General features: G+C 40.6%; 17 protein-coding genes and 4 tRNA genes. 6 read left to right on the top strand and 15 right to left on the bottom strand.

Features of this window, described 5'->3' with window-relative positions:
* Window positions 1–95 precede the first annotated feature (95 nt).
* The 14 genes from I6F47_RS05840 to I6F47_RS05775 form a co-directional block, all read right to left on the bottom strand.
* A complete protein-coding gene (locus I6F47_RS05840; RefSeq protein WP_197183504.1) occupies window positions 96–2,006 on the bottom strand; it encodes an aminotransferase class V-fold PLP-dependent enzyme in 1,911 nt (636 codons plus the stop codon).
* A 602-nt stretch (window positions 2,007–2,608) separates the two neighbouring features.
* Window positions 2,609–3,241 (bottom strand): endonuclease III, encoded by a 633-nt coding sequence (nth, locus tag I6F47_RS05835; protein ID WP_197183503.1) that lies wholly within the window; start codon window positions 3,239–3,241, stop codon window positions 2,609–2,611.
* 49 nt (window positions 3,242–3,290) lie between these two features.
* Window positions 3,291–3,989, bottom strand: coding sequence for an electron transport complex subunit E (locus I6F47_RS05830; protein ID WP_002962263.1), 699 nt, complete (start codon window positions 3,987–3,989; stop codon window positions 3,291–3,293).
* Window positions 3,986–4,627 carry an electron transport complex subunit RsxG gene (gene rsxG / locus I6F47_RS05825; protein WP_002962266.1) on the bottom strand — a complete coding sequence of 214 codons (642 nt, stop codon included), beginning with the start codon at window positions 4,625–4,627 and terminating at the stop codon, window positions 3,986–3,988. The genes I6F47_RS05830 and rsxG overlap by 4 nt, the downstream gene beginning before the upstream one ends.
* Complete coding sequence (rsxD, locus tag I6F47_RS05820) at window positions 4,624–5,682, bottom strand: electron transport complex subunit RsxD (RefSeq protein ID WP_002962268.1); 1,059 nt, start codon at window positions 5,680–5,682, stop codon at window positions 4,624–4,626. Before rsxD ends, rsxG begins: the two co-directional genes overlap by 4 nt.
* Entirely contained in the window at window positions 5,679–8,381 is a 2,703-nt protein-coding gene (gene rsxC, locus I6F47_RS05815) for an electron transport complex subunit RsxC (protein WP_197183502.1), read from the bottom strand. The genes rsxD and rsxC overlap by 4 nt, the downstream gene beginning before the upstream one ends.
* Before the next feature lie 8 nt (window positions 8,382–8,389).
* Complete coding sequence (gene rsxB / locus I6F47_RS05810; protein WP_007585357.1) at window positions 8,390–8,944, bottom strand: electron transport complex subunit RsxB; 555 nt, start codon at window positions 8,942–8,944, stop codon at window positions 8,390–8,392.
* 1 nt (window position 8,945) lies between these two features.
* Window positions 8,946–9,527 carry an electron transport complex subunit RsxA gene (gene rsxA / locus I6F47_RS05805; protein ID WP_008172491.1) on the bottom strand — a complete coding sequence of 194 codons (582 nt, stop codon included), beginning with the start codon at window positions 9,525–9,527 and terminating at the stop codon, window positions 8,946–8,948.
* An 81-nt stretch (window positions 9,528–9,608) separates the two neighbouring features.
* Window positions 9,609–10,427, bottom strand: coding sequence for a substrate-binding periplasmic protein (locus I6F47_RS05800; RefSeq protein WP_165721426.1), 819 nt, complete (start codon window positions 10,425–10,427; stop codon window positions 9,609–9,611).
* Between the two features lie 15 nt (window positions 10,428–10,442).
* On the bottom strand, window positions 10,443–12,386 hold the full coding sequence (locus I6F47_RS05795) for an EAL domain-containing protein (RefSeq protein ID WP_007585367.1): 1,944 nt from the start codon (window positions 12,384–12,386) through the stop codon (window positions 10,443–10,445).
* 148 nt (window positions 12,387–12,534) lie between these two features.
* Window positions 12,535–12,611, bottom strand: a tRNA-Asn gene (locus tag I6F47_RS05790).
* Between the two features lie 29 nt (window positions 12,612–12,640).
* Window positions 12,641–12,717 (bottom strand) — tRNA-Asn (locus I6F47_RS05785).
* Between the two features lie 21 nt (window positions 12,718–12,738).
* Window positions 12,739–12,815: transfer RNA gene (locus I6F47_RS05780), tRNA-Asn, on the bottom strand.
* Window positions 12,816–12,836: 21 nt separating this feature from the next.
* Window positions 12,837–12,913, bottom strand: a tRNA-Asn gene (locus I6F47_RS05775).
* 1,052 nt (window positions 12,914–13,965) lie between these two features.
* Here I6F47_RS05775 and I6F47_RS05770 point away from each other — a divergent pair.
* From I6F47_RS05770 to I6F47_RS05750, 5 genes are all read left to right on the top strand, one after another.
* Window positions 13,966–15,345 (top strand): MATE family efflux transporter, encoded by a 1,380-nt coding sequence (locus tag I6F47_RS05770; RefSeq protein ID WP_024591018.1) that lies wholly within the window; start codon window positions 13,966–13,968, stop codon window positions 15,343–15,345.
* Window positions 15,342–17,336, top strand: a complete 1,995-nt coding sequence (gene uvrB, locus I6F47_RS05765) for an excinuclease ABC subunit UvrB (RefSeq protein ID WP_007583893.1) — start codon at window positions 15,342–15,344, stop codon at window positions 17,334–17,336. Before I6F47_RS05770 ends, uvrB begins: the two co-directional genes overlap by 4 nt.
* 2 nt (window positions 17,337–17,338) lie before the next feature.
* Window positions 17,339–18,277 carry a class I SAM-dependent methyltransferase gene (locus I6F47_RS05760; protein WP_197183501.1) on the top strand — a complete coding sequence of 313 codons (939 nt, stop codon included), beginning with the start codon at window positions 17,339–17,341 and terminating at the stop codon, window positions 18,275–18,277.
* Window positions 18,278–18,958 carry a tRNA (adenine(22)-N(1))-methyltransferase TrmK gene (locus tag I6F47_RS05755; protein WP_197183500.1) on the top strand — a complete coding sequence of 227 codons (681 nt, stop codon included), beginning with the start codon at window positions 18,278–18,280 and terminating at the stop codon, window positions 18,956–18,958.
* Window positions 18,959–19,059: 101 nt separating this feature from the next.
* Complete coding sequence (locus I6F47_RS05750; RefSeq protein ID WP_197103108.1) at window positions 19,060–20,082, top strand: hypothetical protein; 1,023 nt, start codon at window positions 19,060–19,062, stop codon at window positions 20,080–20,082.
* 4 nt (window positions 20,083–20,086) lie between these two features.
* Here the strand turns inward: I6F47_RS05750 and I6F47_RS05745 are convergent, their stop codons facing one another.
* Complete coding sequence (locus I6F47_RS05745) at window positions 20,087–20,329, bottom strand: hypothetical protein (protein WP_007583900.1); 243 nt, start codon at window positions 20,327–20,329, stop codon at window positions 20,087–20,089.
* A gap of 208 nt (window positions 20,330–20,537) precedes the next feature.
* On the opposite strand from I6F47_RS05745, the gene I6F47_RS05740 reads away from it, so the two are divergent.
* The gene (locus tag I6F47_RS05740) at window positions 20,538–20,987 is read left to right on the top strand and encodes a methyltransferase family protein (RefSeq protein WP_007583901.1); all 450 of its coding nucleotides are present in this window, start codon (window positions 20,538–20,540) and stop codon (window positions 20,985–20,987) included.
* The last annotated feature ends 22 nt before the right edge of the window (window positions 20,988–21,009 follow it).

Here is a 21,009-nt window from a genome sequence, read left to right as displayed (position 1 = left end):
CACTTTGTATTTTACTTTTAAATACTGTTAAAGCGGCAATGTCTTGCGACACTGCCACCAGTAATCATTATTGAGATAGTATTAAACCAATACCTTTATTTTTTAACCTTACCCTTAAGAACATAAATTTCACCATCGAAACTGCCTTGTATCGTTAGCCCTTGGCTTGCCAACTCTTGTAAATATTCGATATGGTCATTAGTGATATGCTGGCCTGGGACTAAAAGCGGAATGCCCGGTGGATATGGAGTAACTAAACCTGCACAAATGCGGTTGTTGCTTTTACTGATAGGCACAGATTCGCGGTCGCCATAAAAAGCATCGCTTGGAATACACGCCAAGTCTATGGCAGGTAAATTTTCAGGTAAGCGGGCTCTACGCGTCGATTTCGATAGTTTTACCTTACCGCTGTCTAGCTTTTTCAACGCATTGTACAAACGAATTATTTTTGAGCGCGTGCCGCCAAGCGTAAGTAAAACCAAAATGGTGCTGTGTGTGTATTTTTCTATCTCTAGCCCAATTTCATCCAGTAGATATTTATGAATATCTTTTAATGAGTAAGGTAGCTCACTAATATCAATAAGGATTTTTAATGGGTCGTGGCCCATGTTATCACCACTAAAATGCGGGAATATTTCCATAAAGTCTTGCTTAGCTAATACTTTAATTTGCTTAAGCGAGGCCATCTGTTGTTTAAACTCTTCAACATGATTTAGTAGCGCATTGAGCAGCTTATAGCCTTCCATCTCTAATTGCTTTTGGCACACGTCAAGCGATGCAATAAGCTGATATTTAGGCGATGTACTAGCGTAGATGCTATAAATCTCTCGAAAAAAATCAGCATCAAAATCGGGGTCGTTAATATGAATATAAGATGCTTGAGAAAACGCCGACACCACTTTATGTGCCGAATGTGTAATGTAGTCAGCCCCTGCATGTATCGCAGAATAATGACGAAAGCTAGGATGAAACAAAGAGTATGCAAACCAGGCTTCATCTATAAACACTTTAATACCATATTGATGAGCATAATCTACGACTTGTTTCAGGTCGCTAAGTAGGCCATCGTAAGTACAACCGGTAAGCACTAGTAATTTAGCATCAATATTGTTTTCAATTGCTAATTTGATGTCGGCCAACGACGGTGGCGCGAAAATGCCATATTTTGGATTTAAAATACTCGCCAAATAAATGGGGTAACTGGCTGATTGCAAGATGCCATAGTGTACTGATTTATGGCAATTACGGTCGACAATTACTTTATCTCCCTTGCGCAGGAGTGTCTGCAAAATGATTTTATTTGAGGTAGATGAACCATTTGTAACAAAGTAGGTGTGCTTAACTTCAAACGTCGCCGCAGCTGATTCTTGAGCGCGACCAATGGTATTGGTGCTGTCTGACAATGAACCTAGCGAGTCTACCGAAACCGACAGGTCGCCAACAAATACATTGCGGCCGTAAAACTGATAAAAATCTTTGATGTAAGGTGAGTTTCTAAAGCTGGAGCCACCGCTATGACCCGGTGTGTGCCAAGAGTCGTTTGCTTCACCGACGTAACGACGATATGCCGTCCAAAATGGAGTTTCCGAGCGATCGTCAAAATCGTTGATCATATAACCTAAAATCGCTTCAGGGTCAGAAATTACTTCATCTTTAAAAAAGAAGGATTCAATTTCTTCTGATTCGTTTACGATTTCCAGCCCTTTGGTGTCGTCGCCAATAACATAAACAGGCAGCTCAAGACGAATTGCCTTTAACTCTTCAATAAAGCGGCTATACATCCGCTCACCCACTTTGTTGTGCATATCCCAGCTTAGAACTACGGCTTGAATATCACCATCTTCCTCTACATGTTCCAACGCGCGTTTAAGCTCAAGGCATTCAATAATATCGATATGAATATCATCTCGCTCAAAGTTAGGAATGGTCTTTGACAGATTAGTTGAAAGCCCTTGTAAAGTGGCTGGGTCTTGCTCAATTATCAAGATACGAAGTAGAGGTAGCATAGAGGGTTTCACAATAAAATTTTATAATGCTCACTAGCATAACCAAAGGAGTGAGACTTGTGAAATTAATACTTTGATAATATTCTAATAATTGTACAATTTCACTAACATGCCCTCACGTATAAAAATGTTTTATCTAGATGGATTGATAGGTGCGGTTTTATGTCGCACTTTTGGGGTTTTGGGGTTTGTGCTTTATTGCGCGAGGTAAACTCGCGACTACAGGGTTGGCGTTGTATTTGTAGGCGTGGCTTTCTACCGCGCTTTTTGGATTTTGGGGCTTGTGCTTTATTGCGCGAGGTAAACTCGCGACTACAGGGTTGGCGTTGTATTTGTAGGCGTGGCTTTCTACCGCGCTTTTGGGATTTTGGGCTTGTGCTTTATTGCGCGAGGTAAACTCGCGACTACAGGGTTGGCGTTGTATTTGTAGGCGCGGCTTTATGCCGCGCTTTTGTGGTTTATGCTTTATTGCGCGAGGTAAACTCGCATCTACAGGGGGGTATTATATTTGTAGGCGTGGCTTTCTGCCGCGCTTTTGGGATTTTGAGGCTTGTGCTTCATTGCGCGAGGTAAACTCGCGACTACTTACCGCGCTTTTGGGGCTATTCCGTTTTTTCTTTAAACTCACACAGGTCTTCAATAATACAGCTGCCACATTTAGGTTTACGTGCTACGCAGGTGTAGCGCCCGTGTAGTATTAACCAATGGTGCACGTCTACTTTAAATTCAGCAGGCACTACTTTTTCAAGCTTTTGTTCAACAGCAACTACGTCTTTACCCATGGCAAGCTTAGTACGATTAGATACACGAAATATATGTGTATCTACGGCTATTACAGGCCAGCCAAAGGCTGTGTTGAGTACAACATTAGCGGTTTTACGGCCAACGCCTGGAAGGGCTTCTAGGGCTTCACGATTTTCTGGCACGATGCTGTTGTGTTCATCGACCAAAATTTGGCACATTTTGTACACGTTGGCAGCTTTAGAATTAAATAAGCCAATGGTTTTTATATAATCACGCAGTGTGTCGTGCCCAATATCTAAAATGGCTTGGGGTGTATTAGCAACAGGGAACAACTTTCGAGTGGCTTTATTCACACCTACATCGGTTGCTTGCGCTGAAAGAGTTACTGCTACTAGCAACTCAAACGGGCTTGAATATTCAAGCTCTGTAACTGGGTGCGGATTATCTTCGCGCAGGCGCGACAGTATTTGGTGACGTTTTTCTTTATTCATGCAACTTAAAACGTATTAGTGCTAATTGTTGCTCTAATACGTTTTCCCCTTAAGTTAAGCTGGTAACACGTGCTCGAGGGCCTTTTTCAGCCTCTGGCGGTGCAACTTGTTTTGATTTTATTTGTGCGTCAATTACGTTTTTTGCAGCAATAAGTAGCCCAAGTCCTAAAAAGGCACCCGGTGGTAAAATTGCGAGTAAAAATTGGTTATCAAAGTTAAATACTTCTATGCGCAAGCTCTGTGCCCATGGGCCAAGTAATAAGTCGGCACCGTCAAACAGCGTACCTTGGCCGATTAGTTCGCGCATAGTACCTAATACTAACAGTACAGCCATAAAGCCTAAGCCCATCATTAAGCCGTCAAATGCTGATAAATGAACTGGGTTTTTAGAGGCATATGCTTCGGCGCGGCCAATAATGGCGCAGTTAGTTACAATCAACGGGATAAAAATCCCTAATGATTGATATAAACCAAAGGTATAAGCGTTCATAAGTAATTGAACTATTGTTACAAAGCCCGCGATGATCATTACAAATACAGGTATACGAATATCTTTTGGCACCCAGTTACGCACAATTGATACGGTAACATTAGAGCCTATTAGTACGAGTAAAGTTGCTAAGCCTAAACCTAAGGCATTTGTTACAGTTGAGGTAACGGCAAGCAGTGGACATAAACCTAAAAGCTGTACAAGGGCAGGGTTATTTACCCACACACCTTCTTTGTATAATGTTTTTAACTCACTCATTTAGCTACCTCCATACATTCGGCATTAGGTGCTGCAAAAATATCATCAAAATTAGTTTGTGCGAACAATACGGCATTTTTAACAGAGCCCACAACAGCACGTGGCGTTATGGTCGCGCCTGTAAATTGATCAAACTGGCCGCCATCTTTTTTCACAGCCCAGCGAGCGTCTTCTTCGCCTTCAACCGTTAAGCTTTTAAATGTTGTGATCCAAAGTGATTTTTTAACTTCTACTTTGTCGCCTAAACCAGGGGTTTCTTCGTGTTTAGTCGTACGCACGCCAGCAATAGTGCCGTCGCTCAATACAGCTGTTAATAAGTTAATATCACCACTGTAGCCGTTTGGCGTAACATGCCTAATAACAACAGCGACTGGTTTATTGTTTTTACGAGCACGGTAAATTACTTGGTTTGCGTGTGGGCCTAGTTTTTCGTCAGTAATAATTACGCAATCTTGTGATAATTGATTGTCGTACGATTTTGGGTCGAGCACTTCTTGTAGCTGCGCAGTAAGTTGCAGTTGTTCTTGCTCTGCAATTTTATCGGCAGTAAGCGCGTTGATAGAGGCAACTAAGCCCGTTGTTGCTAAAGCAAACGCAGTTAAAATAGCACCATTTTTAGCCATTGACGAAATGATCATTTTACTGCTCCATGGCCATAAGTACGTGGCTGTGTGTAGTAGTCTATTAGCGGCACTGCAATATTAATCAATAATACGCTAAATGCGATGGCATCAGGAAAACCACCAAAGGTACGAATTAAATAAATTAGTAAGCCAATTAGCGCGCCATAAATTAAGCGCCCTTTGTTAGTTGTTGCTGCAGATACCGGATCGGTTGCTATAAAAAAGGCCCCCATCATAGTGGCACCACTTAATAAGTGAAATAGGGTGCCCGGCTCTGTACCTGGTGATGCGATATAACCAATAGCACTACATACAGCTAAACTTGCGATAAAACTTACAGGAATATGCCAGTTAATTATTTTTGCTTTTAATAAGTATAAACCACCCACTAAAAAGCCTAAGTTAACCCACACCCAACCAAGGCCAGCCCATTCGTTAAATAATGGTTTTTGCATGCTTTCGGTAACGGTTAAACCGTGTGCTATGTCTGTTTTAACAGTATCCAGCGGTGTTGCCATTGTTAGGCCATCAACCCCTGCACGTACTTGATCTAGGCTAAACCCAGAGGCCGTAAAATCGGTGAATATTAGCCTTAGCTGATCAGCAAAGCCTATTGGCGTATTTATTAAATCGGTAACAGGCAACCATGCGGTCATTTGTACCGGAAACGAAACTAAAAGCAGTACATAAGCCGCCATTGCTGGATTGAATAAGTTAAACCCAAGGCCGCCATAAAGCTGTTTAACTATAACAATAGAAAATAAACAGCCAATAACGATTATCCACCAAGGCGCAAGTGGTGGAATACTCAGTGCCAATAACACGGCAGTAAGCCACGCACTGCCATCACTTAATGCAGGCCAAACAGGGCGCTTTCGTATTAGCATTATTGCAGCTTCAAATACGCTTACAGCAACAAGCGCTAGTACCAGTTGAATAAGTACACCTGTTCCAAAAAAGAAAACTTGAGCAATTAGCCCAGGAATACACGCAGCAATAACGCTAAGCATTAATCGCGTTAACGATTTATGGCTGTGATTATGCGGCGAACTGGCCATGGTTAATTTCATGACTGATTATTTCCTTCTTTTTGTAACTTTTTAGCTTTTGCTCTCGCAATTGCAGCAGCCACGGCGGCTTTTTTCTTATCGTCGGCTGATTTAGGTTTATCTGCGTTAATAAGAACTGATGAGTCATCGGTGTTACTTTCTGCACTCTTAGGTGCTGCGCTATCAACTTGTGGCTCTTGGGGCTGAGTTTGTTCGGTATCTTCTAGTGCTTTAGCCGCTTTTTTAGCTTTAGCACGAGCTATGGCCGCCGCTACCGCTGCTTTTTTATCATCAACGGGTGCCGCGCTTTGTGGCTCTTCACTCACGGTTTGCTCGGTTTCTTCTAATGCTTTAGCTGCTTTTTTAGCTTTAGCGCGGGCAATAGCCGCCGCTACCGCTGCCTTTTTGTCATCAACAGGGGCATCGATTTGTGGCTCTTCACTCACGGTTTGCTCAGCTTCTTCTAATGCTTTAGCCGCTTTTTTAGCTTTTGCACGCGCAACAGCCGCCGCTACGGCTGCTTTTTTATCATCGATTGGAGTATCGCTTTGTGGCTCTTCACTCACGGTTTGCTCAGCGCCATCTAATGCTTTAGCCGCTTTTTTAGCTTTAGCACGAGCAATGGCCGCCGCTAGCGCTGCTTTTTTATCATCGATTGGAGTATCGCTTTGTGGCTCTTCACTCACGGTTTGCTCAGCGCCATCTAATGCTTTAGCCGCTTTTTTAGCTTTAGCACGAGCAATGGCCGCCGCTACCGCTGCTTTTTTGTAATCAACAGGGGCATCAGTTTGTGGCTCTTCACTCACTGCTTGTTCAGTATCCTCAAGTGCTTTAGCCGCTTTTTTAGCTTTAGCACGCGCAACAGCCGCCTCTACTGCTGACTTTTTATCATCAACAGGGGCATCGCTTTGTGATTCGTCACTTGCTGCTTGTTCAGCCACTTCACTTGCTTGTGCTGCTTTTTTAGCTTTAGCGCGAGCAATGGCTGCAGAGACTGCTGATTTTTTATCATCAACGGGCGCAGTCTCGGCCGATTCATCTGTTTGCGATTTTTGCTCTTTATATTTACGCGCTTGTTCTTTACGTAGTGCGCGCTCTTTTGCTACTTCGCTATTGTCAGGTTCTAATTCAGCAGATTGATCGCCTAGCTTTTTAGCTTTAGCGCGTGCAATAGCGGCTGCAACAGCTGATTTTTCATCGCCGTTATCTGATTTATTTTTAACGCGGGCTAGTGCCTCTGCTACTTTTTGCTTTTCGTCAGAAGATTTAGCGGCAGGTTTACGTTTATGGCGGTTTTGACGTTCTTCTTGCTCGCGATCTAAACGCTCTTTTCGTGCATCAAAACGCTCTTTTGCTCTGTCGGCTTTAATTTTGTCAGCTTGTTGTTCTTTAATTTCAACTTTGGCTATACGGTAGTACTGCACAAGAGGGATTTCGCTTGGGCATACATAGGCACAAGCACCACATTCAATACAGTCAAATAAATTGTGTTCTTGTAGTTTGTCGTACTCTTTTGATTTAGCAAACCATTGTAATTGCTGTGGCAATAAAGAGGCCGGGCAGGCATCAGCACAGGCGCTACAACGTATACAGGCTTTTTCAGGGCCGGGCTCCGCTAGCTCTTTATGATCAGGCGCTAAAATACAGTTAGTTGTTTTAACTATGCCAATACGCACTGTGGGTAGCGTAAAGCCCATCATTGGGCCGCCCATTACAACACTTTGCTGCGGTACAGGTGAGAAACCTTGGCAATCAAGTAAATGCTTTATTTCAGTGCCAAGTAGTGCCCATACATTCCCAGGCTTATGAATAGTGTTACCTGTTACCGTAACTATACGTTCAATGAGTGGTTTACCTTCATAAACGGCTTGTTGTACGGCAAACAAAGTCCCGGTGTTATGCACTAAAATACCAATATCGGCAGGAATACCAATGCTAGGAACTTCACGGTTAGTAAGTAATTTAATTAATTGCTTTTCACCGCCAGATGGATAAATAGTTGGCACCGTTTGAATAATAATTTTTGAGTTATGCTCAGCTGCTTGCTTCATTGCTGCAATAGCTTCAGGCTTGTTATCTTCTATACCCACAATGCACAGTGTTGGGTTTAAAAGTTGCTGCATTATTTCAATGCCTTGGATAACTTCTTTAGCGTGTTCGCGCATTAAAACGTCATCGGCAGTAATATAAGGTTCGCACTCAACAGCATTTACAATCAAAAATTCGATAGGTTGCTTGGTATCTGCTTTTACATAAGTAGGAAAACCAGCACCACCCATACCGCTAATACCGGCTTGGTGAATAATATTTATCAGCTCATCATGACTAAGCTCAGCAGGATTTTTATTTTTATTTAGAGCTACCCATTCGTCTTTGCCGTCTGGTTCAATAATAACACTTAGTTCAGGTAGGGCCGATGGATGTGCTGATGGCATAGGTGCAATATCAGTAACCACACCAGAGCTCGGTGCATGCACAGGTACCGACCAGTTAGCAGCAGGGGCTGTAAGTGGTTGGCCTTTTAAGACGTGTTGGCCTTTTTCTACCAGTAACTTACCGTTTGCGCCTATGTGTTGCTTAAGCGCAACAATGAGTTTGTCGGGCAAAGGTAGGCGAGTGATACTCGCACTATTAGAGAGTGATTTTTGTTGTGGTGGGTGTATGCCGCCAGGAAATGCCCACACGGTGCCTTTTTTTATTTGTTCAAGTAACTTGTCCACTCAAACCTCTAATCTATTTGTGTAACAGGAATAGCATCTAGCTGCCATTTCCAGTTTTGTTTAGTTTCGGCTACAGGTAGCATATCAATGCAATCTACAGGGCAAGGCTCAACACATAAATCACAGCCAGTACATTCATCAATTAACACAGTGTGCATTTGACGAGTAGCGCCTAAAATAGCGTCAACCGGGCAGGCTTGAATACATTTGGTACAGCCAATACATTCATCTTCGCGAATATAAGCCACTGTTTTTATAGGTTCTGCTTGCTCGCCACCGGCAAGTGGTTTTTCATCAACACCCATTAAGCCGGCAAGCTTTTTCATGGTTGATTCGCCGCCCGGTGGGCATTTATTTATTTCATCGCCATTGGCTATGGCTTCGGCGTAAGGGCGACAACCCGGGTAGCCACATTGTCCGCATTGAGTTTGCGGCAAAATAGTATCAATTTGCTCAACAATAGGATTACCTTCAACGCGAAAGCGAATTGCTGCAAACCCTAAAATAAGTCCAAAAATGAGTGCTAGCGAACCAATCGCTATCAAGGCATAAAACAAGGTCATATTAAAACTTCACTAATCCAGTAAAACCCATAAACGCCATCGACATTAAGCCTGCAGTGATCATTGCAATAGAGGCGCCTTTAAAAGGCGTAGGAACGTCAGCAGCTGCTAAACGTTCTCGTAGTGCTGCAAATAATACAAGCACTAAAGAAAAACCAACCGCAGCACCAAAACCATACACTGCAGATTGTAAAAACGAATGATCTTCTTTGATATTTAATAAAGCCACACCTAATACCGCACAGTTAGTGGTGATCAGCGGTAAAAATATGCCTAATAAACGATATAGAGTAGGGCTTGTTTTACGCACAACCATTTCGGTAAATTGCACTACAACGGCAATCACTAAAATAAAGCTCATGGTGCGTAAAAAGGCGATATCCAGAGGGATTAAAATATATTGATTAACTAAATAGCTAGTTACAGAGGCAAGAGTAAGCACAAACGTGGTTGCCAAAGACATACCAATCGCCGTATCAAGCTTACCTGATACGCCCATAAACGGACATAAGCCTAAAAATTGTACTAATACAAAGTTATTAACCAGAACGGTTCCAATCAATAACAAGACATATTCTGTCATGTGTGCCTCACGCTATAATAAACGTGGGTATTATCCTTTTTTCTTTATCGATTAACAACACATGAGAAGCAAATAAACGACTCAATCAGTAATGATATTAAAGTGACTTAAGATTTCAGGGGTAATTAGAATAGGATCGATATTATATGGCTTTAAAATATCTTTAAATTGATCGTGTTCTTGGTATAAATCTAATAGTGCTTTATTAAATAGGGCAATTTGTTCAGGAGATAATTGAATTTTATTAAAACCAATAAAATAGGGGGATTCGCTTTGTAAAAAGGCCAAATTAACATGATGTAAGTTAAATTGTTTTAGCCTAGCGCGTGCTTGTAAAGTATTGGCAAAGTACCCATCTATACGATTGTTTTCTATCATTTTTACACCCGTACCATTGGCATCGGTGAGTAAAACAATATCAAATTCCCTCAATCCGTCTTTAATCATTTGTTGCTGTATTTTGATTAGTTGAAAAGATGCATTTGAAGGGCCAAAAACAGCAATTTGCATTTTTTGTAGATCATTGAGGCTTTTGATGGTTTTTTTTGCACCCTCAGGTTGAAAAAATCCATATTGCATTTTCATAAGCGGGATCGAAAAATAAAGCCATTCGTTGCGGTCAAGATTCCAGCCCATAGGAAAGTTTCCTTGAGCTTGCAGGTTTTTTAGCATGAGCTTAGAGCGACGATTTGGTACGCTGACAAACTCACATTTATAATTGAGGCGTTTACACGCTAAGGTAAGTATATCAACAAAGGGGCCAGCGGCATTATCGTGTTCATCAACAAATGAAAATGGAGGATAGTTGTGAGTGCTAAAAACTAATTCTTTTTGCGGGGCGTTTGCGTACAAACTCAAAGGCATAATAAAAAGTATAATAAAGGTAATTACTCTTTTCATGATGCCTCCAATAGACTATATGTCTTTAGGTTTTTCTATGTAATAACCTTGAACGCCATCTAAACACAACGTTTCTATAATGTGCTTTTCTTCTTGGCTCTCAACGCCCTCAGCAAATACACTAACACCAATGCGGTGAGCTAAATCGACCATTAAGCGCATAAAGTACTGATTGTTTTTATCGTCTTCGAGGCCGCGAGTATAACTTGCGTCCATTTTAATAAAGTCAGGTTTTAAATCGCGGAAAAACTTAAATGAAGTTAAGCCAACACCAAAACGTTCAACTGTAACGCGTGCGCCAACACGGTGAACCATGTCGATAAAGCGCTTACTAGCCTTGATGTTTTGCTGTAAACCAAACTCACTTACTTCAAATACTAGTTTAGATGCAATATGCGTATCTTTCAATAATCGGCGCTCTAGCCAAATTACAAACTGATCGTTGTGTGCACTAGAAGCTGTCACGTTTAAACCAAAAAACTTTTCAGATAAATTACGGCTTTTAACCTTTTCAAGAGAAGAGTCTATTATCAGGCGATCAATTTCTATTGCCATATCAAGCTTTTCGGCCATCGCTAAAAAAGAAGCGGTAGGCAGTACTTGATTGTCTTCTGTTTTAAATCGAACTTGTACTTCAGCGTAGGCTTTTATGCTTTTACCAAGCGGCATAATGTTTTGCATTACCAAATGCACACGCTTAGATTCAATAACTTCTTTAATAACCTTACGCCAGTTTTGATTACCAAACCCCGCACTTACGTTATTAACTAAATCGGTTTCGCGTTGTACGTGCCATGCGTTTACTTGTTTTGATTGCGCCATACTCATCGCGTTATCAACAACAGAAAGCAATTCGCCTAACGGCTTACCTTTTTCGTAACCTACAATACCCGTATTAGCTACCGAGCTTAACTCTTGGTTTTGTTGGTACTGCGTGAAGCGCGATTGCAGGTTTTCACCAAAGCGCTCAGCTTCTTTTAAAGGAATGTGGGGTAGTACGACAGCAAAGTCAGAGCTGTTTAATCTAAATACTTGGCTGCCAGTGTAAGTGCCGCTTATGTGCTTAATAATATCGGCAACGCCTTTAACGTACTCATCACCTTTTTGATAACCACGGCTTTGGTTTATAGCTTGTAGTTCGCTACAACGAACCATAGCTAAAGAACCAAATGTACTTTGCTCAGTGTTTTCAATATTTTTTTCGTAGTACTCAACAAACATATTACGATTACCAAGCGAGGTAATTACATCTTTGTACGCTTCATGCTTAATAGTCATAGCAGCGCTTTGTATGTCTTCGTTTTTGTTTTTTAAGAAATGTGATAATCGATTAAAGCTAGGTACTAAATCTTTTCCCATTTTTTTCAATCGAGTGCCATCTAGTGCTGTTTCTAAATCATTATCAACTTGGTTTTGATTGATATAAATATCGATAATGTCAGCAACTGTTGTACTTATGTTTTTATTTAAATGGTAAAAAATAGATTTCATTAGAATTATTGGAATAATAACTAAAATGGCAGAAATCAAAATAACAATAAAAAGGGAGGTTTGTAGCTGCGACGCTAAATGCTCAATGTTAAGTACAAATTCAACTTTTATATCTGAGGCGTCATTTACAGCAAATTGAGGGCGCACTGAGTTAAAGTTAGAGAGTACAAAATCAGCAAACATTGGTAATTGGGTAGGGGGGTTAATACTAAATATTTCAGCCCCTTGGTAATCTCTTAGAGTGAAGCTTGAAAACGTTTTACCATCTGCAATTGATTGTTTTAAATTTTGAGCAGAAATATCGTCTAAAGAAAGGTCATTAATATACTTAGTAACAGTAGTTTGCGCACTTTTTTGTGCATCACTTACCGCAGTATCAAAGCTTATAGATATGAAGTAGCTTCCTGCTGCAACACACAATAACCAAGAGATAATTTGTATAAAAATAAGTTTTTTAAATCCAGCCATGTTTTCAGTCTTTTAATAATTCAAAAGGGAAGGAATCAAGTCCTTGATTAATAAACTAAGTACAGCGCATTAAGGAATAAACTAATGCTTTAGTTATATAAGGAAGAGTAGTGGAATTAGCTTGAGATGTCTATGAAATTCTTAGAATTGGCTCCCCCTCCCCGACTCGAACGGGGGACCTGCGGATTAACAGTCCGTCGCTCTAACCAACTGAGCTAAGGGGGAACTAAAGTAGTGATATTATTATGATGATTTGGCTCCCCCTCCCCGACTCGAACGGGGGACCTGCGGATTAACAGTCCGTCGCTCTAACCAACTGAGCTAAGGGGGAACTACATCATAAACATAAACTTGGCTCCCCCTCCCCGACTCGAACGGGGGACCTGCGGATTAACAGTCCGTCGCTCTAACCAACTGAGCTAAGGGGGAATCGTTTATGGTTGAAAAACTTGGCTCCCCCTCCCCGACTCGAACGGGGGACCTGCGGATTAACAGTCCGTCGCTCTAACCAACTGAGCTAAGGGGGAAGCGTCTTGCCTTTCAACGGGGCGAAATATTAATGACCGCGCCGCAAAGTGTCAACATATAAAAGTCATAAATTGAAAAAAGAGGTTTATTCGTTGTTTTTGTGTTCGATCTGCGTGTTTTATAGCTCTATTAAAGTTACTTTTTTAAAAATTTAAGAATAACAATGTGACTTTTATTATTGCTGAGTCTTCAAATTGGTTAAATTAAACACGGTATTAAAGTGGTTTGTTATTAAAAAACAACTCAAAAACATAAAAACTCATTTTTTACTTAGCGATATTTTTCGTATTTAATTCGTTTTTTGTTTTAATTTTCTAAAAATATACCTATGTGTATATTCGCAGAAATATTTTTTGATCTAAATTGTGATCTAATCACTATGTATAAAATGAGTATTTGTTTTATCCGTTCAAAAATAGAGCAATCAATAACTTAACTTTGTATTAAACGTTTTTTTATACCTAACGTACAACTATGTTAAGAAGAAAAATTGGTGAGCTACAGTTTTTAGCGTGAGTTTATAAAAATGCCACAATTAACAAATGGTCAATTGGTTGGATATCACCGAAAATGGAGGCTCTCTCAAAGCCTTTATAAATGCGGGTTTGAATGAGTTATCCACGGTTTCTGTGGATAACTCTGTTTATGAAACTTTAAGAACATCATCGGCACCAATGGTTTAGGGTGCTACAACGATTTCAAGCTTTTAAATCACTATTTTTAATTCAATATAAAACAATGGGTTATGATTTGATGCTGAATGTATGCAACTCGATGAGGGAATTTTTTCGTAACGATAAACCAAGCAGTACCTTTGTGTAAAAAAGCATCATATATCACTGGGTGTTTGTAATAAAAGTTATAAAAATGTGTTTTAATTGGTTTTTGGTGTGTTTAGGCTCTATTTTAACAAAAAGATGCAAAAACTAAGCTTTACTATTTTTTCGAATCTTTACTTCTTTAATTACTTCAATTGTAGTGATAAATCCGTGGCTTGAACTGCCTTGATGCTTTAAAATGATTCGTTCAGTAAAAGAGGCCTATTTATTTCATGCGCGCAATTTCAAAATCCCAGACTCGCCCAGATTTACTAAACGATCCCATCTTGCCCACATTAAAGACGATGACCATCCCGATGATATTCGGCATGATCACGCTAATGATGTTCAATATTGTCGATACATTTTTTATAAGCTTACTAGGCACTGAGCCGCTTGCAGCGGTGAGCTTTACATTTCCGGTTACCTTTACCGTTATTAGCTTAGCAATAGGGCTGGGGATCGGTACATCGGCGGTAATAGCAAAAGCGCTCGGTAGTAATAAAATAGATGAAGCGCGTTTTGACGCCAGTATTTCTTTAATGGTTGGTGTGGTTCTGGTTATTGTGTTGTCATCTGTTGGGTATTTACTGATTGACCCCATATTTACTTTGCTAGGAGCGGGCGCACAAGTATTGCCGTTAATACACGAATACATGAATATATGGTTTATTGGTAGTGTATTTTTAATAACCCCAATGATTGGTAACTCGGTACTGCGCGCCAGTGGCGATACAAAAACGCCAAGTATAGTAATGGGTGGAGCAGGGCTCATAAACGCCGTACTCGACCCTATATTGATATTTGGTTTTGGGCCAGTACCAGCGTTAGGTATTCAAGGCGCGGCCATAGCAAGCGTTATTGCATGGTCTGTTGCTGTGGTTATTATTTTATATATATTAGCGGTTAAAAAACGCTTGTTGAGCCTAAAAGCAGGCAAGCAAACAGTGACGGGCGCTATTCGTAAAATATTAAAAATTGGTTTGCCTGCTGCCGGCGCAAACATGCTTACACCAGTTGCAATGGCGGTAATGACCGCTATGGTTGCGCATCACGGGCCAGAGGCCGTAGCTGCATTTGGAGTGGGAAGTCGAATAGAATCTATTGCAAGTATATTAGTGCTTGCACTATCGATGACATTACCGCCATTTGTTAGCCAAAATTTTGGCGCTGGCAAATTATGCCGCGTTAAAGAAGCGTATACCGGCACACTAAAATTTGTAATGGTATGGCAATTTGCCATTTACGTATTACTCATTGCATTTTCAGGTGTTATAAGCCAATTATTTGGTAAAGAACAAGCCGTAATAGATGTAATTAAACTCTTTATTTATACCATCCCGCTAAGTTATGGCTTACAAGGGGTGATCATATTATCAAATTCATCGTTTAATGCTTTACACAAACCAATGTACGCATTGGTATTAAGTGTCATTCGGTTATTCATATTTTATGTACCATTTGCTTATGTAGGCAACGAAATAGCCGGATTATTAGGGCTATTTATTGGCGCTGCTTTAGGTAACTTATTTACAGCAATAGTGGCATACAAATGGTTTATGAAAAAACTAGAAGCGCTGAGCGGCGAATCGTTACAGGAGTGCAATAATTGAGCGACCATTTTCAGTTAAAATCACATTTTAAACCAGCAGGCGATCAGCCCACAGCGATTAAGCAGCTATGCGAAGGATTAGAAGCAGGCCTTGCACACCAAACTTTATTAGGTGCCACCGGTACAGGTAAAACCTTTACCATGGCTAATATTATTAACGATTTAAACCGTCCGACAATAATAATGGCGCACAATAAAACGCTTGCCGCGCAGCTATACGGGGAAATGAAAGAGTTTTTCCCTAAAAATGCGGTTGAGTATTTTGTATCGTATTACGATTACTACCAGCCAGAAGCCTATGTTGTATCTAGCGACACATTTATTGAAAAAGATGCCTCGATAAACGAGCATATAGAACAAATGCGTTTAAGTGCGACCAAAGCACTGCTTGAGCGTCGCGACACCATTATTGTGGCGTCGGTATCGGCTATTTATGGTTTGGGCGACCCTAAATCATACATGAAAATGATGCTACTTTTAAAAGTGGGCGAAAAAGTAGACCAACGCGACATGCTACGTCGCCTAGCTGAAATACAATACACCCGCAACGATATAGATTTTAGCCGTGGTACATATCGTGTACGTGGTGAAGTGGTTGATATATTTCCTGCAGAATCTAGCACCTTCGCAATTCGCGTAGAAATGTTTGATGACGAAATAGAGCGCTTGAGTATTTTTGACCCGCTTACTGGCGCCGTCGAAAAACATATAATACGTACCACTATCTATCCAAAAACACACTATGTTACCCCGCGTGAAAAAATACTCGGTGCTATCGATAAAATACAAGAAGAACTAAAAGATCGAAGAGCCCAGTTACTCAGTGCTAATAAATTAGTAGAAGAGCAACGCGTAACGCAGCGTACGCAATACGATATAGAAATGATGCGAGAGCTAGGTTATTGCTCTGGTATAGAAAACTACAGCCGCTATTTATCGGGCCGTACGCCGGGCGATCCGCCACCCACATTACTTGATTACCTCCCAGACGATGCATTGATGATTATTGATGAATCGCACGTAACCGTATCGCAAATTGGCGCAATGTATAAAGGCGACAGAAGCCGTAAAGAAAACTTAGTTGAGTATGGCTTCAGAATGCCTTCAGCAATGGACAACAGGCCGCTGCGATTTGAAGAATTTGAAGCTATTTCACCACAAACAATTTATGTATCGGCAACGCCAGGCGACTTTGAGTTAGACCGTTGTGTGGGTGCAATCGCAGAGCAAGTAATTCGCCCAACTGGGCTGCTCGATCCACTTATTGAAGTGCGCCCAGTGGGCGATCAGGTTGATGACTTACTTTCAGAAATTTATAAAAGTGTAGAGAAGGGTGAACGCGTACTTGTAACCACTTTGACCAAACGTATGTCTGAGGATTTAACCGATTACTTAAGTGAGCACGACGTAAAAGTGCGTTACTTACATTCAGACATAGACACGGTTGAACGGGTTGAAATTATTCGTGATTTACGTGCGGGTGTGTTTGATGTGTTAGTGGGCATTAACTTACTTCGAGAAGGCCTGGATATGCCAGAAGTGGCGCTAGTAGCCATACTTGATGCCGATAAAGAAGGCTTTTTACGCTCAGCGCGTTCAATCATTCAAACCATTGGTCGTGCAGCACGTCACTTAGATGGTCGCGCTATTTTGTACGGTGATAAAATTACAAAATCGATGGCTAAGGCCATGGACGAAACAGCGCGCCGACGCGAAATTCAACATGCTTATAATATTGAACACGGTATTGAACCGCATTCACTAGCCAAAAAGATTCTTGATGCGATGGATGTAGGCGAAGAAGCCGGCCCTAAAGATAACCTTAGACTTGTTCGTAAAGACTCTAAAAAGGTACTTAGTGCGAAAGAAATTACAGTGCAAATTAAGCAGCTTGAAACCAAAATGCATGCATACGCAAGCGACCTAGAATTTGAAAAAGCGGGCTCTGTTCGCGATGAAATACATGAACTACAACAACAGTTGATTAATTAAAAATGACAGCAAACTTTACTCATCTTATTACTGCGCTTGAAGATGCGCCAATTTTAAAAAATGAACTGTGCCGTGTTTTTCATGGCCGTGGCCATAGTGTTGAGGCGTTAAGTCATATTAATTTAGACTTTTATCCGCCAAGTTTGTTTTTGGTTTCGTACGACGAAATTGACGAACAAACACTAAGCGAGCTTACCGATGTTGTGTGGCAGTGGGTACAAAAAAGCCAGCCAGAGCTTATTAGCTCACTTGTGTATCAGCAACGCGCTGGCGTACAAAGCCAAAACACTGTGGTTTATGGGCAATTACCTAACCCGCATGTTGTAACTGAAAACGGCATTCGTTTTTTGGTTGATTTACAGAGCCGTCAAAATACCGGAATATTTCCCGATATGCGCAGCGGCCGTGAGTTTGTAATGGCTAATAGTAAGCATGGCAAAGTGCTTAATTTGTTTTCGTATACGTGTGGGTTTTCGCTTGCAGCAATGCAAGGCGGAGCAGATCATGTAATGAACATGGATATGAGCAAAGGCGTACTTAAAGTCGGCAAGCAAAACCATCAACTAAATGGTTTTGAGCGCGGCGTAAGTTTTTTACCTCACGATATTTTAAAGTCGTTTGGAAAACTAAAAAAAGCAGCCCCGTTTGACTTAATAATAGTTGATCCGCCAAGCTTTCAAAAAGGCAGCTTTATATTAACTAAAGACTATCAAAAAGTGCTGCGCAGGTTGCCAGAGCTACTTTGCGATACCACACAATTGTTATTGTGCGCTAATAGCCCAGAGCTTAGCGAAGAGGCGTTTAAAGCGTTAATAAACGAGCACACCCAAGGCGCAATTGAATTTGTTGAGCGCCTAGCCCCTACCGAGCGTTTTATTGAAGTAGACAGCGACAGAAGCTTAAAAGCACTTATCTACAAAACGTCACAATCTGCTGATTAAATGAAGCTCAGCAAACGCCTAACTGCCATTGATACATTAATCTCGCAGCATCACGATATTATTTGGGATTGCTGCTGCGACCATGGTTATTTAGGCATGGCGCTATTAAAACGCGCAGCTGCAAACCAGGTTATTTTTGTAGATATAGTCGCCACTTTAATGAACGACCTAGAAACGCAATTATCATCTATTAATAAATTACAAAAAACCTGTAATAAAAATCCGCAGTGGCAGGTCTTATGTCAGGATGTAGGCAAAATTGAAATTGCTCAAAGTAAAGGTCAAGTAGTTGTAATAGCAGGTGTTGGCGGTGAGCTGTTGTTAAGTTTAATACAACAAATTACTGCTAATAACGCAGTGGAGCATTTAAATAATGTTCTGTTTATTTTATGCCCAGTGCATCACACTTATAAGTTGCGAGTCGGTTTAAAGCAATTAGGTTTAGGGCTTGTAAGTGAGCAAATAGTTTACGACAACAAACGTTTTTATGAAGTGATTGAAGTAGGCTTTAGTAGCAATAATGAGATTAGTCACACCGGTAATGAAATGTGGGACTTTGCTAGTGCAGAACACGCTATGTACCAACGCCAACTCATAAATCATTATAATAAAATGCTCAATAAAGATAAGCCATACTATCAAAAAGTTATAACAGACTATCAAGAACTCACCGATAGTTAAAAAAGCCCGAAAGTAGGGCGTACATGTGATCTAATTACGACATTGACGACGTAATGTGTTCATAGTTTATATCGCACAACGCGAGTTTATTTGGTTTATTTATGTCAGATAACAAGAGTCACATTAATCATTTGCTTAGCAATGAGCAAAAATGGCAACACAGTTACGAGCAACCTATTTCTTATGCACCCCTTGTGCAATTGGCTAATAGTAGCTGGGTGGTGCCACAACATTTTTTACGTTACAAGCACACGCTTGAAAGCGTAAACGAAGTGCTTGAGAGTATTGAGTTTTCGGCTCATTTTAGAGTGCTTGCTGCACAAAAAGGTGAAGAAATTTACCTGCAGGTAGCAGTGCTGAGCCCAGATAACTATCAAAAAAGCGCATCTGCAAATGAAGGCAAAGCCAAAAAGCTATTATTTGGCAGACGCTGGATAGTAGAGGAAAACCTACCTACTTCAGAACTTATTCAAACTGCATTTTTAGCGTTAAAAGTAGCGCGTGAACATGAAGTAAGAGAGCTTTTTCAGTTAATGCAAAGCGGCGCAACAAGTACGCCATTTAATAACCATCACGACTTACCGGTAATGGCTCAAAACCCTGAGCTTGTTAAAAGCGAAACGGTTACAAGTAACGTTGATGAAGTGCTTAAACGCATTGTATTTGCAGGAAAAAGTATTGAGCTTAAAAGTCAGCAGCAAATAGCCGAGCAACATTTATATACTGTTGAGCTGTTGTGTGAAGATTGCCAACTTAGCGAGTTTAATAAAAAAACAATCGCGTTTTTAACCGCAGATCCATCCGCTAATAGCTTTTTACACGCTTTAATTACAGCATTAGTAGCCACAAGCAATGATTACGTAAACGAGCAATTTAAGTACAAAGGTTTTGCCCGCTTTAGTAAGCACGTTGTGGTTGAGCAAATAGGTAACTTAAGTATCGCTATGCGCTCGCCAAGTACCGTAGGGCTTTGCTCTATGGGTAAGCAACACGCTAATCAGTTAAATTTTGAGATAGACAGCGGGCGAGCACCACAGGGCTGCGGGCAAGCTATTGGTGGGTTTTTAGCTGCTCATGGCATTGAGCAGCCAGAAAATGCACATTTATATCCAAATTACTTATAACAATTTAAAGCTTATTAATTTCATCTTTAACGCTAAAGCTTGAATCGGTAACAATAGCCTCAAGTGTTTGTACACGCTCTTTTAATGCAAGCACTTGTGCGTTTGTTTCAGCTAATTGTTTATGGGCATCGCTGTTGTTGTTTTGCATTTTATGCTTAAACTCAAGATGCTTTTTATACATATCGTAAACCACTCCTGAGCCAACCGAAATTAGCACAATAAGTACAATCATCGTAGTTCCAGACATAATCTCATTCCTTATCATTTTATTATTCGTTTATGGTTAAAGTATAACCTTTAAGCGCTTATGATAAAGCTGACAATTGTAACTTAATTTGTATACTTTACTTAAGCTCAGCTTTGAGTGTGTTCATCATTTATACACTTTAGATATTGTTTAATGGATGCATAGCCACCATATAATAAACATACTTTAGCCGATACAGTGAGTTGCCATGTTAAATAATAAAATACCTCCCGTTATTGTTGTGCTGTTTTTTGCAGGCATAATGGCACTTATTGCGCATTACAGTGTTATTGATTTCACCGCATTTATTACCTACTTAGCAGCAAGTTTGGTCATTATAGGGTGTGTTTTTTGTATTGCAGGGGTGGTTAGTTTTAAAATAGCAAACACCACTGTAAACCCTAATAAACCTGAGCAAGCGTCAAAACTTATTACTAGCGGTATTTATCGGATTTCGCGTAACCCAATGTACGTAGGTTTTGCATTTATTTTAGCAGGGTGGGGTATTTGGTTAAGTTCCTTGTGGGCACTTTTATGTATTATAGGGTTTATTGCGTATTTAACGTTTTTTCAAATAATACCCGAGGAGCGTGCGCTCACTAAATTATTTGGCGAAGAGTTTACCGCCTATAAAGCGCGCGTAAAACGCTGGTTGTAATCTTTACGTTAAAATTAAACAA

The sequence above is a fragment of the Pseudoalteromonas sp. NZS37 genome, from assembly GCF_015864265.1.
GTDB classification, from domain to species: domain Bacteria; phylum Pseudomonadota; class Gammaproteobacteria; order Enterobacterales; family Alteromonadaceae; genus Pseudoalteromonas; species Pseudoalteromonas arctica.
The sequence above is the reverse complement of the archived record's forward strand: the minus strand, read 5'-3'. Positions and strand labels throughout refer to the sequence as shown.

Excerpts from the sequence above, each read along its gene's own strand:
- rsxB (WP_007585357.1), bottom strand. The coding sequence starts at position 8,944 with ATGACCTTGTTTTATGCCTTGATAGCGATTGGTTCGCTAGCACTCATT.
- I6F47_RS05755 (WP_197183500.1), top strand. The coding sequence starts at position 18,278 with ATGAAGCTCAGCAAACGCCTAACTGCCATTGATACATTAATCTCGCAG.
- I6F47_RS05745 (WP_007583900.1), bottom strand. The coding sequence starts at position 20,329 with ATGTCTGGAACTACGATGATTGTACTTATTGTGCTAATTTCGGTTGGC.
- I6F47_RS05840 (WP_197183504.1), bottom strand. The coding sequence starts at position 2,006 with ATGCTACCTCTACTTCGTATCTTGATAATTGAGCAAGACCCAGCCACT.
- nth (WP_197183503.1), bottom strand. The coding sequence starts at position 3,241 with ATGAATAAAGAAAAACGTCACCAAATACTGTCGCGCCTGCGCGAAGAT.
- I6F47_RS05830 (WP_002962263.1), bottom strand. The coding sequence starts at position 3,989 with ATGAGTGAGTTAAAAACATTATACAAAGAAGGTGTGTGGGTAAATAAC.
- I6F47_RS05800 (WP_165721426.1), bottom strand. The coding sequence starts at position 10,427 with ATGAAAAGAGTAATTACCTTTATTATACTTTTTATTATGCCTTTGAGT.
- I6F47_RS05795 (WP_007585367.1), bottom strand. The coding sequence starts at position 12,386 with ATGGCTGGATTTAAAAAACTTATTTTTATACAAATTATCTCTTGGTTA.
- I6F47_RS05750 (WP_197103108.1), top strand. The coding sequence starts at position 19,060 with ATGTCAGATAACAAGAGTCACATTAATCATTTGCTTAGCAATGAGCAA.
- I6F47_RS05740 (WP_007583901.1), top strand. The coding sequence starts at position 20,538 with ATGTTAAATAATAAAATACCTCCCGTTATTGTTGTGCTGTTTTTTGCA.
- rsxG (WP_002962266.1), bottom strand. The coding sequence starts at position 4,627 with ATGATCATTTCGTCAATGGCTAAAAATGGTGCTATTTTAACTGCGTTT.
- I6F47_RS05760 (WP_197183501.1), top strand. The coding sequence starts at position 17,339 with ATGACAGCAAACTTTACTCATCTTATTACTGCGCTTGAAGATGCGCCA.
- rsxD (WP_002962268.1), bottom strand. The coding sequence starts at position 5,682 with ATGAAATTAACCATGGCCAGTTCGCCGCATAATCACAGCCATAAATCG.
- I6F47_RS05770 (WP_024591018.1), top strand. The coding sequence starts at position 13,966 with ATGCGCGCAATTTCAAAATCCCAGACTCGCCCAGATTTACTAAACGAT.
- rsxA (WP_008172491.1), bottom strand. The coding sequence starts at position 9,527 with ATGACAGAATATGTCTTGTTATTGATTGGAACCGTTCTGGTTAATAAC.